Source organism: Acidithiobacillus thiooxidans ATCC 19377, assembly GCF_009662475.1.
Classification (GTDB): Bacteria; Pseudomonadota; Gammaproteobacteria; order Acidithiobacillales; family Acidithiobacillaceae; genus Acidithiobacillus; species Acidithiobacillus thiooxidans.
In genome coordinates this window covers 801,905-817,319 of the sequence record NZ_CP045571.1, presented here as the reverse complement: position 1 = coordinate 817,319, position 15,415 = coordinate 801,905, and the positions used below count along the sequence as shown (strand labels likewise).

The window sequence follows — 15,415 nt, the reverse complement described above, 5'->3', positions numbered from 1 at the left end:
CTCGTTAAAAAGGTGTCCCTTCATAGTCTCTCCTGTAATTTATCATTCAGTTCCTCCATGTCTCGATGAAAATCTTCTTCATTTCTTGAACTATCCCCAAACAGCTTGAACCGACGCCCTTTATCATCATCCTCACTCATCTGAATCCAGATACGCCGACGTGGAACATAAAATAAAATGAATATTCCAAAGACCAGGGCGAAACAGGCCACATAAATAACTTTCATGCCAGGGTAACGGGTTATTTCCAGGCCTGCAGACCAATGCAAATCATAATCATGAAATACAGTCAGGAATGGTAATGGATAGGCGCGCAACTCCTGCATGGCTTTCAGGCTGGACTGTAAAAAATCGTCTCTCTCATGCGGCGTTAAGTAAACCTGAGTTTGTGCTTCGGCCTTTTTCAGATTACTGATAAAAACTGTTTTTGAAGCATTTTCACCATTTCTGGCAGCTTGCTCCAGGTCCCCGAGATACCTCATAAACAAGTGGATACCATCTTTTGGCCCCTGTGGAATTGTCAGATAGTGATAAGCACTCGATCCGTTCTCTCTAAACCCAATCAATCGATAGGCTTCACCATGCCGGGAAAAAGCTTTCATGTAGGATTTAAGAATAATCCGGGTATGATCACGATCATTATTCACCAGATAACTCACGGTCGGCCCCATATTGATCATTCCATGATCCGGTCCTGGAGAAAGACCTACAGCTTTACGGGGTATGACATTCTGGGTTTTGAAATCAGTGATGGAAATTGCATATTGTGAACCAAAGGTTTTCAGATGCTCGCCAACACTGGTGGAAATAGCAGCCGGTGGCAACGCTGGTGCAGACAACAGGTAATTGTGCAGGTTTAATTTTGAAGCACTGTCGGAATAACTGGACTGATAAATCTGCACACCATCCACCGACATGGGATGATTGACGCGGACAATACCGGTTTTGAACTTTTTCCCATCGTGATGGTAAAGAGAAATCGTCGAGACAAAATCCTTGGCGAGACCGTTGGAATAATGCGTGACCTTGAAAGCATCCAGTCGCAACATAAATGGAAGATGCTGAACCAAAAAACCATCACCTACCAGCTCAAACATGGCGTTGACGGTTTGTCCAACCGGGATGGTGATAATGCCGCGAAATGCCGAGCTTGTGGACGATAGCCAACTGGACTGCGGAATTTTTGAGAGGGGAAGATCAAAATTCTTTTCAGGATGTACGGTACCTGTCCATTCGGACCATTTCAGGGGAAGATTGGCGTTATATAACGCACCCGCACAAAACAAAATAATTCCCACATGGGTTAACAAATATCCGGTCCGATAAAATCTCCCCTTTTGAGCAAAAATGACCGAGTCTCCGGTGGAGGTCTTGAGCACCCGGGCTTGATAACCAAAATCGTCCAGGGTGGCTGTTGCCGATTGAGTAGACTCTATATCTGATTTTGATGAAAAAGATTCGAACTGCTCCGGCCTACTTTGTAAAAAACTTTCTGATGGGTTGGATTTAACATGACGCATTTCCCGTAGCATGGAAGGTGCATTACGAAATACGCAAACTGTCGTCGATACAATCAAAAAGGCGACAATCCCCATGTACCATCCACAGCGATAAACATCATACAAATCGAGATTGCCAAATACGTTAAACCAGAAGGTACCGAATTGATGCAGGTAATCTGTATACACTTCCTGCTGCGGCAGAATAGTGCCAATGATTGAGGCTATGGCGACAAATAGCAGTAAATGGACCGCCAGGCGCATGGAGCCCAGAACCCGAAAGATAATCCGGAAGCTCAAGGGCTCGGTAAAAACGCTGGCTTGGGTTTCTAGCATAAATTTTCTCTCACAAGGGTGGCACTTCCTCCTGGCGGGGAAATAACCAGATCTGATATAAACTGATGGCCATACCAACCAATACCAGTGGACAGGACAGTATCCCTCCAATTAATACCAACCAGACCCAATTAGGATCCTGCTTGGTCAGGAACCAACCTGCAAAATCCAGGAAAAAGGCGAAAAACGGTACGCCAATCATCAAATATTTAGGAACACGCGGAAAACGTGCCTTACTGAATATCCAGCCCGCAATCCAGAAAATGACACCCAATGTGGTCAAATGGATCATACCCATCATCAACATCTCTGAATAAGGCATCCCCATATCCACATGAGCCTTAGCTTTAAGCAGTTTGTATGTACCAATATTTGGCATACCCATGGTGTGACATTTCAAACAGGAGCCATTAATTAATGGCTTTACCTCCTGTTCATAATCATTGCGGGTTTCGCCATTGGCAATCCAATGGTTGACGGCCTGCACCATTTTAGGCCGCTCACTGACGGGCACATGCGCCATGGGCATCATGGCTGGTAACATTTCCTGCAACTTGCTGGACTTGCGATTTCCATAGTAAGACATAGCTACATCCTGAACAGATATACCCGGCTTACCATCCAGTCCTGCATGGGTGACATAGGTGTAGGCCTCCGCAACTAGGAGACCCAAACCAACCAGAAAAATGAAACCCGTATGCATGATTTTTTCAGCCATACTGAGATCTGCTAAGCTACGCATAATCGGCTCGACTCCCAATCAAACCCAAACTCATAAAATCTTTTAGAGATCGTATTCTTTGGGAAATGCAATTCCTGGATTACCGGCCATGTTTTTAGTGAGCACCGGTAAGTCACGCGGGTTGGCCGACACGGTCTTTTTAGACCGCAACCATTTGGCGAAAATTTCCCAGACCGGCGTCCCTTCCACCTTTTGCATGGCGCCCCAACCAGCCACTTTATAGCGCTTGTTGGCCTGAACCATTTTGCCACCTACCCGCAAATCGGTAATACGCTTGTCGATGGTTTCACCGGGGTTCATGGTGTATTGGATATTACCCACCCGAATCATATCCCCACCCTGAATATAATAGGGATTGGGATTAAACAAGTTATCGGCCACCTGCTCCATCACATTTTTCAGCTCGGCGCCGGTGTATTCAGTGACAGTCACCTGAGGATAGGTGATGGCCGTCTGCCCCATGACATCTTCCATGGTGATGGTCTCCCCCGGGAGTTTGCAATAACCCCAGCGGAATCCCGGAGAAAACGCCGCTTCACAATCCATTTCTTCACGCAACGCGTCACAGAGAATCTGATCAAAAGTTCCATTGAAATTATCCCGGCGATACAGGAGACTCTCGGTAACGGCCAAAGGCTCAGCCAGTTTCTTGGCATAGGGTGCACGTACTTTGGTAATATAATCAGCCATTTCCTGGTCTTCGGGAATCATGTTGGAAATGATGGGAAGATAATTGAAACGCCAGCCATTGAGTTTGCCTTTACCCACATCCAGATCAAAGCGGGCGAGGAACTTACCATTGGTACTGGTATTAATAATCAAGGTATTATTGATTTTCACCGGACGTGGTCCCATGATTTCATGGGTATGCCCACCAAGAATAATATCAATACCATTGACCTGAGATGCCATTTTTTTATCGACATCTGCGCCATTGTGGGAAAGTACTACAACAATATCGGCTTTATGCTTTTGCCGACATTCATCCACCATTTTCTGCATGTGTCCGGGATGAATGCCAAAAGACCATTTAGGAACAAAATAAGCGGGGTTGGCAATAGGTGTAAAAGGGAATGATTGGCCAATAATAGCCACTTTCCGTCCGCTCACTTCGCGAATGTCGTAGGGGTCGAACACAGGTTCATCCCATGGAATCGTAAACACATTCTGGGAAAGAAATTTCGCCTTGAGCTTATGCTTGAGCAGATACTCAACCCGGTCTGCACCATAGGTAAACTCCCAATGGCCGACAAAGTAGTCTTCTTTAAGCAGGTTCTGGGCGCCCACCATATCTTCGGCTTTGGTCCAAAGACTGGTTGCAGATCCTTGCCAGGCATCGCCGCCATCCAGCAGAATGGCTTTTTTGCCCACCTGCTCCCGATACCGTTTGACCAGGGTGGCAATGTGCGCATAACCGCCGATTTTTCCATATTTATGCGCCAGAGTATCAAAATCCATGCAGGATAAAGCATAACCTTCCGGAGTCCCGGCTTTGATCCCGTAATATTCGAGCTTCTTATCACCCACCATATGCGGTGTGACACCCCATTCCTTTTGTTCACGCGTGCCAATGTTGGTGCCCGGCTCACGCCACCAAACGGGCAGCAACTGTGCATGGGTATCCGTAATATGGAGTAACGTGACATTACCGTATTCGGGTATTTCATAGGGGTCCTTACCTGAACCCCAGGAAGAAGCAATGGCAGATGGCGATAAAAATCCTGTTGCTCCAGCAATACCCATCATCGCCATGAAATCTCTACGTGACAGATTCATACTCACCTCGCGGGTTATCTTTTGTGAAAACGCTGGTTCATTCAGGCAACAGTGATGGATGCCTTACTTGACCAGATACCATTCGTATTGTCTTTCCAGGTCATTTCCAGCGTACCGCTTTCAACGGCGCGCATTTTAAAAGCCAGATAGGGATTGGCGCTGATCGCTGTACTCCAATCTACATTACAGAGTGGCTTGTTGTTAAAAGTCACGGTGACTGTCTGAATAAAATGCGCAGGAATCAACTTGCCCGCTTTATTTTTGCTCAGCCCCGTAGTCATCGGATTCATGATCAACGAACGTACTTCAACAATTTGTCCTTTTTTGGCGTGTGAAGCCATCCGGATCATTGGATTACCAATTGCTGCCATAATAATTTCTCCTTAATCAATTTTGATGCTTGGAATTCTCTGATATTTATCCGCCACAACCGCCGATGGTTACTTTGATTTCCTGGGGCTTGGAAGACATCATCACGCCCTTATTGGTCCTGGCGACAGCTCTGACCATATCGGTTTTCGCCATCTTGATGCGTTCCTGAAAATAGGCATGACCACTATCCGGCGTAAAATGAAAGGCACTGGCCAATGGCGTAGGATTATGATCCACATACAAATATACAGATTCGATATAATCATCGGCGGTCATGGGATGATCTACATCCACGGTTACCGGAACTGCCGCGCCATTCTCCGCTATGGTTGGTGCGGTCAGGCGGACTTTCGCCGAAGTTTTTACCGAGGTTGTATCAATACTGTCCTTCATCGCCTCATCCAGCTTTTTGGCATCAAATTCCGCTGCAGGCCAACCTGCCACATTGGCGGCATTGGCAATGGCTGGCATCAACACCCCGGAACCGGCTACTGCCGCCATACCCACTGCTGACATTCCCAAAAATTTCCGTCTTTTCATCTGTTCCATTGATCTCTCCTTCTAGCCAAACGTGAACTTACAAATTATTTCCCTGAAAAGTCAGGGATTTTGGTAATCTGCCGAGACATGGGAATACCCTGCAGCACTTTAATCACGGCACTATCAAAAGATTGTGTGATTTTTTTGGAAGCCGGCGTATTCGCAAAGTCAGCCCGTAATCCGTAAACGATGTAACTGTTTTGTCCTTTTGAAAACACATCCAAAGTCAATGGACAACCTGCGGCAGCAGGCCAATCGGCATTCAGCAACTTACTGAAGTCATAGGGATTACAAAATACCAAAGCTTGTACATCGGTAAATTTATGCCGATTAAAATTGGGTATTTTCAGTTGCTTCTGCTGGGATTGAATCAGCTTCAAAATATTGAGATGAAGCACAATTTTATAACCACCATCATGCAAAACGTTTTTGACTTCTGACATGGCCGCTTTCATGGGCATATCGACTTTCTCGATATACACCGGGCTTGCTACCGCAGTGACGAATAAACTTGCACAAACACTCACACTCAGTGCTACCAATCCTCGAAATTTCATTCCGGGCGACCCCTTTCCAATTGTTCACGACAAAAACATCACGTACTGTTGATTTTTCACATCAGCAATCTGATCAAGCTCATCATGGGAGCCGCCAAATCTAAACTGATTAGTCTATAGCAAACTGTATGCCAAACCTTGAAATGCACCCATTGAGACCCACAAAAATCCCTGATGGCGCCATTTTTTTAATTATTTTATCAAATAGAACAAAAAGTTGATTGTGTATTTATGGTAAAGACATACGGCAGATGTTTCTCTGTAGCACCCCGCAGCACCCCATCCATTCGCCGCTGATTCTTGGTCCAGGACCAGACTGGTCCAGATGGCACAGAACCAGCTAATCTTGGTCCCGATATGTGCACAACCTCCCAATGAACGCATAGGGACCTATGCCAAATTCCCCGGGCTAGCAAACAACATCTGTGCCATGGCACCAATGCTTTGTTGACGCAGCACTTCCATTTCCTGCCCGCGCAGTTGCGCCCACTGACAATGAACCGGGCAGGCAGTTTCATCGGCACACACCTTCAAACCCAACAGACAATGCGGGGTCAGACGCCCTTCCACTGCTTCCACAACATCCAGAATATTCAAACTGTCCGCATTGCGCGTAAGTACAAAACCGCCACCACGCCCTTTCAAAGATTCCAGCAATCCCCGCTTGGCTAATCCACGCATGATTTTGGTTATGCACTGAATTGGCATTCCCAGATATTCAGCTACGTCGCGACTTAATACCGGCGTACCCGGCTTTCGGGCGGCAATATAAATCATGGCCCGCAAGGCGCATTCACTGCTTTTGCTGAACATCATTTGCCAATCCTCTTTTATCCTAAAAGCAATTTGCCCAGAATGAGTGCGGTATAAAGCAAAAACAGATAAGAGATGGAATAAGCGAACATGCTGCGGGCGTATTGATCCATTTCCTGGCCTTCGGGCAGGGCTTTCAGGCGTAAGGCCATGCCCACAAACCAGGCGCCCGAGAGCCAGGCAATGCCACCATAAATCCAGTCTCCGGTCAGAAACGCCGGGATCATGCTGACCACCCAGGTGAGGATGGCGTAGTTCAGGACTTCCTTGCGGGTCCGGTCGATGCCGTGGGTGCAGGGCAGCATGGGTATGCAGGCTTTGGCGTAGTCGCGCCGGCAGTTGATGGCCAGGGGCCAGAAGTGCGCGGGGGTCCAGACAAACACCAGCAGGACCAGAACCACCGGGAGGGCGGCGATGCTGCCGGTGATGGCGGTCCAGCCAATCAGGGGGGGCAAGGCACCCGCCAGTCCACCCCAGACAATGTTCCAGGGGGTGCTGGGTTTGAGGTAGAGGGTGTAGACCACGCCGTAGCCGACGGTGCCGGCCAGGGTCAGAATCAGGGTCAGGGGGTTGGTGCCCCAGGCGAGAATGGCAATGGCGGCGGTCATGAGCAGAGCGGCGTAGACGATGGCGCCCCGACGGCTGATGCGGCCTTCGGCCAGCGGCCGGTGCAGGGTGCGGCGCATGTGCTGGTCGAGGTCCGGTTCGACGATCTGGTTGAGCACGCCGCCCGCACCACCGGCCAGGGCAATGCCGAACAGTCCGGCGAGAGCGGACTGCCAGTGGATCAGGGCGTTGGGGGCGAGTATTTCGCCGACGGCGGCGGTGAAGACCAGCAGGGAGACGACCCGGGCTTTGGCCAGGACCCAGAGGTCATGGAGAAAGAGGCCGGGGCGAAAATTCTGGTGGCGGGCGGCTTCTGTTCCTGCGGCCGACAGAAGGCCGTCGGGGTCGCTGGGGGTAGCGGTGATCACGTGACTTTTCATGGGGGTTCCTGTAGCCGTGTCTCAGCGCCAGACCAGGACAATGGCCAGGGCCATGAGCAGTACCATGCTCTGGTGAAAGGCGACCATGATGCCGGGGTCTTTGGGTTTGAGGCTGACGGCGTGAAAAAGTAAAAATCCAACCGCGAACTGCCCGACAGCCAGATAGAAGGCAATCGGGTAGGCGGGCATCATGTAGCCCAGAGTGGCGACCAGAATGAGGCCCGCCGTGATGTGGGCGGCAATGGTCCACTGCGAGGCTTTCCGGGGTTGTACGAAGGCGCCGATCGCGGTGCCGAAGCCGCGTTGTCCGGTGGTCATGCCCCCCAGAAAGACCGCGAGCAGCAGGGCATGGAGCGCGCCCATGGCACCGAGATAAGTCCAGAAATTGAGACCGGGGTAGGCCAGCCCGGTGAGGTAAACCAGGAACACGCCATAAGCCAGCAGGCCATGGGTGCCATGCACAAAAGCCGGGGCCCGACCGGCGAGCACGTAGAGGGTGCCCATGCCAAACAGGGCGGTCACGACAATCAGAATCAGACCACTGATGGTGGTGACCGTGGGGGCGAGAATGACCAGTGCCAGGGCAACCAGTCCGACCAGGGTGGCGACGACCCGATGGGCGGCTTCCGGGTCACCCCGGACCATCAGCACAACAATATTGCGGGTGTAGGGCCACTTGGTCCCCAGAGACAGGCCATAACCGAAGCCTTCGACGATGCTGCCGAGCAGGATCAGGACCATGGCAAAGCCGACTTCGCTGGCCTTGAGGCCGTTGACCAGGCCATCCAGCAGTCCGTGACTGCTGAAGCCCTGCCACAGGCCTGCCGCCACTGCCAGCAGCAGACCAGCCGTGATGATCCGGCCAATCAGGCGCACCGCCGGCGTCATCTCCCCTTCTATGGCGTGGGGAAGCTGCCCCTCCCCGCCCGCCCCACCTAACTCAGCAGCTTGTCTCATGATTTTCTCACCCATATAGTCACCCTTCAGTGCATGCCTGGCATACCCGGAATCATCGGCATAGTGCGCAGGTATAACTGTGAGAACATCCACCAGGTCAGTCCGATCGTGATGACAAACAAGGGAATGAACATTACCAGGGCCACCGTATTCCAGATGTTGTGTTCAGAAATGTCGATATGCAGCAGGAAATAAATCTGGGCGATGGCCGCCAGACCCGCACAACCCATAATGGTCAGCAACAGGGGGAAAGGTGCCAGGACCTGACCACTGACCAGAATGGTAGCAGCCAGCATCAATAAAGATGCAATAATAAATCCTGTCAAATAACTCCCACGACTCGCCATCTGTACTTCCGGATGTTCAATCGGATTGCTATGACCATGACTCATGACATATACCCCCACAAATAAACAAACACATAAATAAAGACCCACATTACCGCCTGAAACTGCCAGAACATGCGCAAACTGATCAGACGTCCAACCACATCTTCCGTAAAGCCTTTCCTCAAGATTTGATACAACATCACCAGCATCCAGATCAGGCCTACAAAAATGTGGGCTGCGTGGACCTGGGTCAACGCGTAAAAGGCGGAAAGACCGCCACTGACTTCCGGCGTTACGCCGATGCTGATCATGCGCAACACGTCATGAATATCCAAGCCAACAAAGACGATACCCAAAACCATGGAGGCAATTATTCCATTGATAACGCCGGCCTTACTGCCGGTTTTCAGTGAAGCCATGGAAAACCCGTAAGCCAGCACACTCAGAAACAAGGCCATGGTCTGAATAAAGGTGTACCAGGGAGCAACAAATTGTGCCGGTGTCGGACCGGTATAATAACTATGAGAATAACTCAGCACGCCATAAGCTGCGAAAAGTGTCGCAAACAACATTCCGTCACTTAAAATATACATCCAGAACCCGAAGGTTCGGGTGGAAATTACATCATGCCCTTCGTAATCATCCGACCACAAAACCACCTGGTTGGGATCTACGGGCTTATCATGAGAAGAACTCATATCCAACTCCTTCATTAAATGCTGGGCAAAAGCGTGGCAGTATCAATCCTGCCACGCTATCCGGTGGAATTAAGACAACGGTCGGGAATTTCCAGGCGGAGTATCCTGAGGTCTTTGATCACTTGCTGCGGCGGAATAAGCCGTTACTGTTCCTCCGGTATAACCACCGCCTTTGGGGAGATGTTGTTGACCATCAGACATGTTCTGCCGGGATTGCCGATCCAGCTTTTCCATTTCTTCTGCAGAAATAACGTAACCAGGATCACCTTTACCGGAACGATAAATCATGATCAGTACCGTTAAAACCAGCGCCGCAACGGTCAACCACCAGATCCGCCAGGTCAGTCCAAAACCTATGACAAAGGTTAATGCACCAATATAAACGGCTACGCCTGTGTTATTGGGCATATGTATGGCAGCAAAGTGATCTGGCCGACTTTCTGAAAGGCCATGCTCCCGACGCCAGGCCGCTTCATCCCGGGCATTGATATGCGGAACCATAGCGTAATTATAAAAAGGCACAGGTGAATCGGCCAGCCATTCCAGACTCCGGGAAGTACCCCAGGCATCTGCACCCACACGATGATGCGCCCGATCCCGAATACTGACATAAATCATCCAAAGAAAGGCCAGTACCGACAGCACATAAACGACGATGCCGATTTCCTGAACATCAAACCATACTGCCCAATGCGGATCAAAAGGCCAATCCAGGCGCCGTGTTTCGCCCATAAAGCCCAGCATGAACATCGGGAAAAAGACCAGGAAGGTGCCGGCACTAAATAACCAGAACATGATTTTTCCCCAGGCTTCGTGGAGCTTGAAACCGAAAACCTTGGGAAACCAGAAAATCACTGCACCGAAAACCGCATAGACAATACAAAGCAGCATCATATGGAAATGCGCCACCACAAATACACTGTTGTGCACCATATAGTTAACCGCTGGAATAGAAAGCATCATTCCGGTCAGACCACCAATCAACAGCAGGAACAAAGCACCAATGGCCCAGAGCATGGCTGCGCTAAAAGTGAGTCTTCCCTTGTACATGGTTGCTGCCCAATTGAAGACTTTCACACCTGTGGGAATACCCACCAGCATGGTCGCAATACTAAACTCCGTACTGACATAAGGACCCATACCCATGGTAAAAAAGTGATGCAGCCAGACAATCCAGGATACGCCAGCAATGGCAAAAGTAGCTAATACCATGGCCGTATAACCGAAAATCGGCTTTTCGGAGAAAGCAGGAATAATTTCAGAAATCATGCCAAAAGCCGGAAGAATGACGAAATAAACTTCTGGATGGCCCCAGAGCCAGAACAGGTTGGTGTACAGCATCAAATTTCCACCAAATCCGGCGGTAAAAAAGTGAGTACCCAGATAGCGATCCGCACCCACCAGTGCCAAGGCCACCTGCAAACAGGGAAAGGAAGTTAACGCAATAATATTGGCCGAAACAGCAGACCAGGTAAAAATTGGCAGACGACTCCAGGTCATTCCAGGTGCCCGCATTTTAACCACTGTTGCGAGAAAATTGATACTTCCCAATGTCGTTCCAAGAGCCACCAACTCCAGAGTCCATATCCAGTAGTCCACACCTACACCAGGACTATAAGCCAGTTCAAATATAGGCGCGTAACCAAACCAGCCATTGTGCGAAAAGTCCCCTATAAATAGAGATATCATGATCAGAAACACAGCAGCGGCAGTAATCCATAAACCCAAAGCATTCAGATAGGGATAAGCCATATCCCGAGCACCAATTTGCAAAGGGACAATAATATTCATGATGCCGACCAATAGTGGCGTAGCCGCCAGAAGAATCATGATTAATCCATGCGCACTATATATTTGACCAAAATGAAAGGGGGTCAAATAGCCGTGAATTGCGCCCATGGCTTTCATACCATTATCACCAGGCCCCACCGCCAGCATTTGTTGGGTACGCATCATCAGGCCATCAATAAATCCTCGAAAAAGCATAACCAGACCAAGGATGATATACATGACACCCAACTTCTTGTGATCTACCGTGGTAAACCATTCTTTCCAGAGATAACCCCATTTTCCATAATAAGTGATAGCTGCCACCAACGCTATTCCGGCGAGAACGATCACCACAAAGAGCGGCGCAAGAATGGGATTGGTGTAAGGGATCTCGGACAAGGCGAGACGTCCCAGCAGAGGACTCCAAGGTCCAGGTACGTTAACCAGCATAGCGGTTCTCCATTGCGAGTCTGTTGTTATCAGGCGCGATGTTCTGCGGCTTGCAGTTTTAAGTAGTGAAACATGTTTTCAGTCATAAACATGGGTAAAGGCCATTTTTTGCCATCCATAACCTCCAGAAGCAGATGATTAAAAAGACCATGCTCAACATGCCCATAAACCGGGGTTTTATCCTTTACATTGATATAGGGTTCGGCAAAGCGGTTGAACTGCGCGTAATCCATGGTATTCGGGCTGTTTTCAACACCGTGCGCCCATTGTTTGAAATCGGCCATACTGACCACTTTGGTTTTGAAGAGCATCCACGAAGTTCCTGCTCCGCAATAATCTGCAGCAATACCTTGATAGGTCCCGAGATTGTTGCTTTCTAAGGCATCTTTAGTGCGCATGCCTGGCATCACATCAATCATGCCCAGCAACTGGGGTACAAAAAAGTCCGTAGTGACCGCCGTAGAGGTCAACTTGAAAAACACCGGCGTATGGGCTGGCACGACCAGTTCATTGGCGACGGCCATGTTGTGAAACTGGGGATAGATAAACAGCCATTGCCAATCCGTCGCGATGACATCGACCTGTATGGGATCGCCTTTCGGCTTCATGTGCTTGGTAATGATGGTAGGATTGTAGGGATTGACCGCGAAACTGCCATGTATGGCTACGGCCCAGGAAAGAAAAGCAACGGCAACGATTGGGATACCCCAAAAGGCCACCTCCAGTTTTCTGGAATGCTCCCATTTCCCATCATAGGTGCCACGATTCTTGCCTTTTTGGTACTTCCACATGAACCAGACAATCAAAATGGCCGTAACACCAACAATCGCCAGCATGACGGCCACATCAATCATCATGTATATGAAGCTGGCATGGGCACCTACTCCCTTGGGATTAAATATCCACCAGATGGAATGTTTTGCACAGCCATTCAATAACAGCAGTAACGGAATAATCGCCAAATAACGCAAGTGACTTAGCTTTGCTTTCTTCAACATATTCACCTCTCCTTCAATGAGGTATTTATTAGAAAAAGGTACTAAACCACTATTCAAATGTAAAAATTTATTATTATATTCATCAGGTTAAATAATTAGCTCTACTCTTTATACTCTCAACCCTGATTTATATTGGATAGTGTTATGCGATATATACATTACTACCATCTGTAGAACAACTATAAAAAATCTATGAGATCACCCTTCTTATTAAAAGTGGATAAAAGTAATATTATTTATATTTAATATAACGAAATAATGATGATTTGATTAGCGAATATCACGAACCATGATATGCTTACATACCCAACCAGAGCGGCTGCCATGATCAACAAACCTCTATACGAACACGCGCAAGAATTGTTTCTTTCCTGGAACACCGTAGATTCCGAAGACATTCCGGAATTGCTGATTGAACTGCGCCTACAACATAGATATCTGACCCTGTTCCGCGAACAGACTGCCCTCACCCAGCAAATTGCCATCACCAAAATGACAGCCACATCTATTCAGATAAATACGGACAACCCCTTGAGTCTTCTCGGACAAATCGGGGAAAAAGTACTCTGTGTGTACTATGGTACAGACCAGTCCCTAGGATTCCTCTCTACCATCAGGGCGATCGACGCCTCAGGAATGCATATCGATTATCCAAAACAGTTATGGCTTCGAAATACCAGAAAACATGAACGCTTCAGCCTAACGGTCAATATGACTGCCTACTGGAGTAACCCACAACTGAATGAACCCATATATGGACAGGTTATGGATGTGAGTTATGGTGGCTTTATGGGTGGAATGCATATGGCCACCTATGATGATGGCAAACTGAATATACATCTGCATGAACAAGGAGAAATTATTCTGCTCAAATCGGATCGTAGCAGTTGGAAAAGCCGGGCTGAGCTGCGGCGCTCTGCACTGGTGACACAAAACCTATCCGATTCTGATGACGTGACTATCGGACCTAACGGCTTTGCTCTTTTGGGTTTTGCCTTTATTTTTGAGGACAAGCAACAGTCAGAAACGCTTAAACAATTTCTTGAAGGTAGCATTGAACCGCTATAATAAAACGTTAAAAATTGAGCAAAAGCATAATTTGAGGTGGATTACGCTAAAATGAGCCCATTTTATAATATGCAGGCCCGCAGCATTACCGGAGAGGAAATAAGATTTGGCCACTTTCGGGGGCAGGTTGTCTTGATCGTCAACACTGCCAGCGCTTGCGGATTCACTCCGCAATGTGCCGGACTGAATGAATTATACACAACCTATGCTTCTCAAGGATTCACGGTTTTAGGTTTCCCCTGCAATCAGTTCGGGCATCAGGAACCAGGAGACAACCAAAGTATTCAACTATTCTGCTCTCAACATTTTGACATCCATTTTCCGTTGTTCGAGAAAATTGACGTCAACGGAGCACATGCATCCCCTCTTTATCAATGGTTAACTAAAAGTCTCCCGGGATTTTGGGGTCGTAAAGTACACTGGAATTTTACAAAATTCCTGTTGAATCGAAGCGGACAACCTATTGCCCGCTATGCACCCAACAAGAAACCTGAGAGATTATGTAAAGCTATTGAAAAAGCTCTACAAGAAAACTGCTGACCGATTTTTGCTATTGATAGTGGCGGAGGCGGTGAGATTCGAACTCACGAGGGGCGCAAACCCCTGCCGGTTTTCAAGACCGGTGCATTCAACCGCTCTGCCACACCTCCGTGACAGTGGAGTTTAACCAAAGCCCGGGCAAATGTGAATGCCAGACAACTTTAACTCATACAAAAATATATTCCTTCAGTACACCAGAAACTCATTATGTTCTTATTTTCTAATTGTTTATCACCAAATTAAAAATACCTTGGTTTCCGCAAGACCAAACCCGGTCTATACTCATGAGATGCTCAATGGGAGCATTCCATACATATGGCGGAGGAGAAAATGATGTTTAAAAAAATGATGATGGCGACGGTTTTGGGATTGGGTCTTGCCGGTTCTACGATGGCAATTGCAGCAGATACAAGCAGTTCCGCAACAGAGAGTAGTGCCATAACAGCAGCATCCACAACCCCCGCTTTCATGTCTCCTGCCTGGGCCAAGGAGCTTTGCACCGCATGGAACAATAATCCGACGCTGACCGAAAAACTCGCGGGATCCTGGATCAAAAATAATGGCGGTAAGGGTTACAAGATAATGGAGGTCTCTGACTCCAGCATGAAAACCACGCCGCCCATTCAGCTCGAAATTGCCGCTAAAGACGGTAAGGCTGAATGCACCTACGGTGGTGCGGTGAAGGTTGCCGACCTTAATTACAACTACGACTACAAAATGTGGGCAACGACCCATGACTGGCATCACATGGGTTCACCTGCAATGGCCATGATGTTTGGACGTCTCAACTTCAAGGGCCCGAAAATGGAAGCCATGGAAAACATGGGTCCGTTCTCCGAATTTCTGAAACTGGTTAAGGAAGTGCCCGCCACTGTTCCGGCTTCCTGAGCGCACCCAAAAGTTGTCATATAAAAAGGGTGCCTTCTGCTGGCACCCTTTTGAATGAACGGGCATTACCCACCCGCAAAACAACACTTCAAAATT

Annotated in this window: 16 protein-coding genes and 1 tRNA gene; 3 read left to right on the top strand and 14 right to left on the bottom strand. The window is 48.4% G+C overall.

Annotation, left to right across the window (positions count from 1 at the left end; translation table 11 throughout):
- Window positions 1-20: 20 nt before the first annotated feature.
- From GCD22_RS04355 to GCD22_RS04295, 13 genes are all read right to left on the bottom strand, one after another.
- A complete protein-coding gene (locus GCD22_RS04355; protein ID WP_244947616.1) occupies window positions 21-1,763 on the bottom strand; it encodes a cytochrome c biogenesis protein ResB in 1,743 nt (580 codons plus the stop codon).
- Between the two features lie 82 nt (window positions 1,764-1,845).
- Window positions 1,846-2,577 (bottom strand): Aq_1264-related membrane protein, encoded by a 732-nt coding sequence (locus tag GCD22_RS04350; protein ID WP_024895115.1) that lies wholly within the window; start codon window positions 2,575-2,577, stop codon window positions 1,846-1,848.
- 42 nt (window positions 2,578-2,619) lie between these two features.
- Window positions 2,620-4,353 (bottom strand): thiosulfohydrolase SoxB, encoded by a 1,734-nt coding sequence (gene soxB / locus GCD22_RS04345; protein ID WP_024895114.1) that lies wholly within the window; start codon window positions 4,351-4,353, stop codon window positions 2,620-2,622.
- A 41-nt stretch (window positions 4,354-4,394) separates the two neighbouring features.
- Window positions 4,395-4,724: a thiosulfate oxidation carrier complex protein SoxZ gene (gene soxZ / locus GCD22_RS04340; RefSeq protein WP_010636837.1), complete on the bottom strand. Its 330-nt coding sequence runs from the start codon at window positions 4,722-4,724 to the stop codon at window positions 4,395-4,397.
- A 46-nt stretch (window positions 4,725-4,770) separates the two neighbouring features.
- Complete coding sequence (gene soxY / locus GCD22_RS04335; RefSeq protein WP_010636838.1) at window positions 4,771-5,274, bottom strand: thiosulfate oxidation carrier protein SoxY; 504 nt, start codon at window positions 5,272-5,274, stop codon at window positions 4,771-4,773.
- 35 nt (window positions 5,275-5,309) lie between these two features.
- On the bottom strand, window positions 5,310-5,720 hold the full coding sequence (locus GCD22_RS04330; RefSeq protein ID WP_241781385.1) for a DUF302 domain-containing protein: 411 nt from the start codon (window positions 5,718-5,720) through the stop codon (window positions 5,310-5,312).
- Window positions 5,721-6,212: 492 nt separating this feature from the next.
- The gene (locus GCD22_RS04325) at window positions 6,213-6,638 is read right to left on the bottom strand and encodes an RrF2 family transcriptional regulator (RefSeq protein ID WP_010636841.1); all 426 of its coding nucleotides are present in this window, start codon (window positions 6,636-6,638) and stop codon (window positions 6,213-6,215) included.
- A 14-nt stretch (window positions 6,639-6,652) separates the two neighbouring features.
- A complete protein-coding gene (locus GCD22_RS04320; protein WP_153940460.1) occupies window positions 6,653-7,621 on the bottom strand; it encodes a heme o synthase in 969 nt (322 codons plus the stop codon).
- A gap of 21 nt (window positions 7,622-7,642) precedes the next feature.
- A complete protein-coding gene (locus GCD22_RS04315) occupies window positions 7,643-8,578 on the bottom strand; it encodes a cytochrome C oxidase assembly protein (protein WP_153940459.1) in 936 nt (311 codons plus the stop codon).
- Window positions 8,579-8,604: 26 nt separating this feature from the next.
- A complete protein-coding gene (locus GCD22_RS04310) occupies window positions 8,605-8,970 on the bottom strand; it encodes a cytochrome o ubiquinol oxidase subunit IV (protein ID WP_010643010.1) in 366 nt (121 codons plus the stop codon).
- Window positions 8,967-9,605, bottom strand: a complete 639-nt coding sequence (locus tag GCD22_RS04305) for a cytochrome c oxidase subunit 3 (RefSeq protein ID WP_010643012.1) — start codon at window positions 9,603-9,605, stop codon at window positions 8,967-8,969. Before GCD22_RS04305 ends, GCD22_RS04310 begins: the two co-directional genes overlap by 4 nt.
- A gap of 69 nt (window positions 9,606-9,674) precedes the next feature.
- Window positions 9,675-11,825: a cbb3-type cytochrome c oxidase subunit I gene (locus tag GCD22_RS04300; RefSeq protein WP_031569195.1), complete on the bottom strand. Its 2,151-nt coding sequence runs from the start codon at window positions 11,823-11,825 to the stop codon at window positions 9,675-9,677.
- Window positions 11,826-11,854: 29 nt separating this feature from the next.
- Window positions 11,855-12,823 (bottom strand): ubiquinol oxidase subunit II, encoded by a 969-nt coding sequence (locus tag GCD22_RS04295; RefSeq protein WP_031569193.1) that lies wholly within the window; start codon window positions 12,821-12,823, stop codon window positions 11,855-11,857.
- Between the two features lie 405 nt (window positions 12,824-13,228).
- On the opposite strand from GCD22_RS04295, the gene GCD22_RS04290 reads away from it, so the two are divergent.
- On the top strand, window positions 13,229-13,891 hold the full coding sequence (locus GCD22_RS04290) for a PilZ domain-containing protein (RefSeq protein WP_139110705.1): 663 nt from the start codon (window positions 13,229-13,231) through the stop codon (window positions 13,889-13,891).
- Window positions 13,892-13,942: 51 nt separating this feature from the next.
- Window positions 13,943-14,431 (top strand): glutathione peroxidase, encoded by a 489-nt coding sequence (locus tag GCD22_RS04285; protein ID WP_024894156.1) that lies wholly within the window; start codon window positions 13,943-13,945, stop codon window positions 14,429-14,431.
- Between the two features lie 20 nt (window positions 14,432-14,451).
- Here the strand turns inward: GCD22_RS04285 and GCD22_RS04280 are convergent.
- Window positions 14,452-14,541: transfer RNA gene (locus GCD22_RS04280), tRNA-Ser, on the bottom strand.
- Window positions 14,542-14,761: 220 nt separating this feature from the next.
- Between GCD22_RS04280 and GCD22_RS04275 the strand changes: the two genes are divergently transcribed.
- Complete coding sequence (locus tag GCD22_RS04275) at window positions 14,762-15,319, top strand: SCP2 sterol-binding domain-containing protein (RefSeq protein ID WP_226825926.1); 558 nt, start codon at window positions 14,762-14,764, stop codon at window positions 15,317-15,319.
- The last annotated feature ends 96 nt before the right edge of the window (window positions 15,320-15,415 follow it).

What these genes read in the sequence shown, in the direction of transcription:
- GCD22_RS04350 (WP_024895115.1), bottom strand. Translation starts at nt 2,577, where the DNA reads ATGCGTAGCTTAGCAGATCTCAGTATGGCTGAAAAAATCATGCATACG.
- GCD22_RS04315 (WP_153940459.1), bottom strand. Translation starts at nt 8,578, where the DNA reads ATGAGACAAGCTGCTGAGTTAGGTGGGGCGGGCGGGGAGGGGCAGCTT.
- GCD22_RS04320 (WP_153940460.1), bottom strand. Translation starts at nt 7,621, where the DNA reads ATGAAAAGTCACGTGATCACCGCTACCCCCAGCGACCCCGACGGCCTT.
- GCD22_RS04300 (WP_031569195.1), bottom strand. Translation starts at nt 11,825, where the DNA reads ATGCTGGTTAACGTACCTGGACCTTGGAGTCCTCTGCTGGGACGTCTC.
- GCD22_RS04275 (WP_226825926.1), top strand. Translation starts at nt 14,762, where the DNA reads ATGATGTTTAAAAAAATGATGATGGCGACGGTTTTGGGATTGGGTCTT.
- GCD22_RS04295 (WP_031569193.1), bottom strand. Translation starts at nt 12,823, where the DNA reads ATGTTGAAGAAAGCAAAGCTAAGTCACTTGCGTTATTTGGCGATTATT.
- GCD22_RS04305 (WP_010643012.1), bottom strand. Translation starts at nt 9,605, where the DNA reads ATGAGTTCTTCTCATGATAAGCCCGTAGATCCCAACCAGGTGGTTTTG.
- GCD22_RS04330 (WP_241781385.1), bottom strand. Translation starts at nt 5,720, where the DNA reads ATGAAAGCGGCCATGTCAGAAGTCAAAAACGTTTTGCATGATGGTGGT.
- GCD22_RS04310 (WP_010643010.1), bottom strand. Translation starts at nt 8,970, where the DNA reads ATGAGTCATGGTCATAGCAATCCGATTGAACATCCGGAAGTACAGATG.
- GCD22_RS04325 (WP_010636841.1), bottom strand. Translation starts at nt 6,638, where the DNA reads ATGATGTTCAGCAAAAGCAGTGAATGCGCCTTGCGGGCCATGATTTAT.
- soxB (WP_024895114.1), bottom strand. Translation starts at nt 4,353, where the DNA reads ATGAATCTGTCACGTAGAGATTTCATGGCGATGATGGGTATTGCTGGA.
- soxY (WP_010636838.1), bottom strand. Translation starts at nt 5,274, where the DNA reads ATGGAACAGATGAAAAGACGGAAATTTTTGGGAATGTCAGCAGTGGGT.
- GCD22_RS04285 (WP_024894156.1), top strand. Translation starts at nt 13,943, where the DNA reads ATGAGCCCATTTTATAATATGCAGGCCCGCAGCATTACCGGAGAGGAA.
- GCD22_RS04355 (WP_244947616.1), bottom strand. Translation starts at nt 1,763, where the DNA reads ATGCGCCTGGCGGTCCATTTACTGCTATTTGTCGCCATAGCCTCAATC.
- soxZ (WP_010636837.1), bottom strand. Translation starts at nt 4,724, where the DNA reads ATGGCAGCAATTGGTAATCCAATGATCCGGATGGCTTCACACGCCAAA.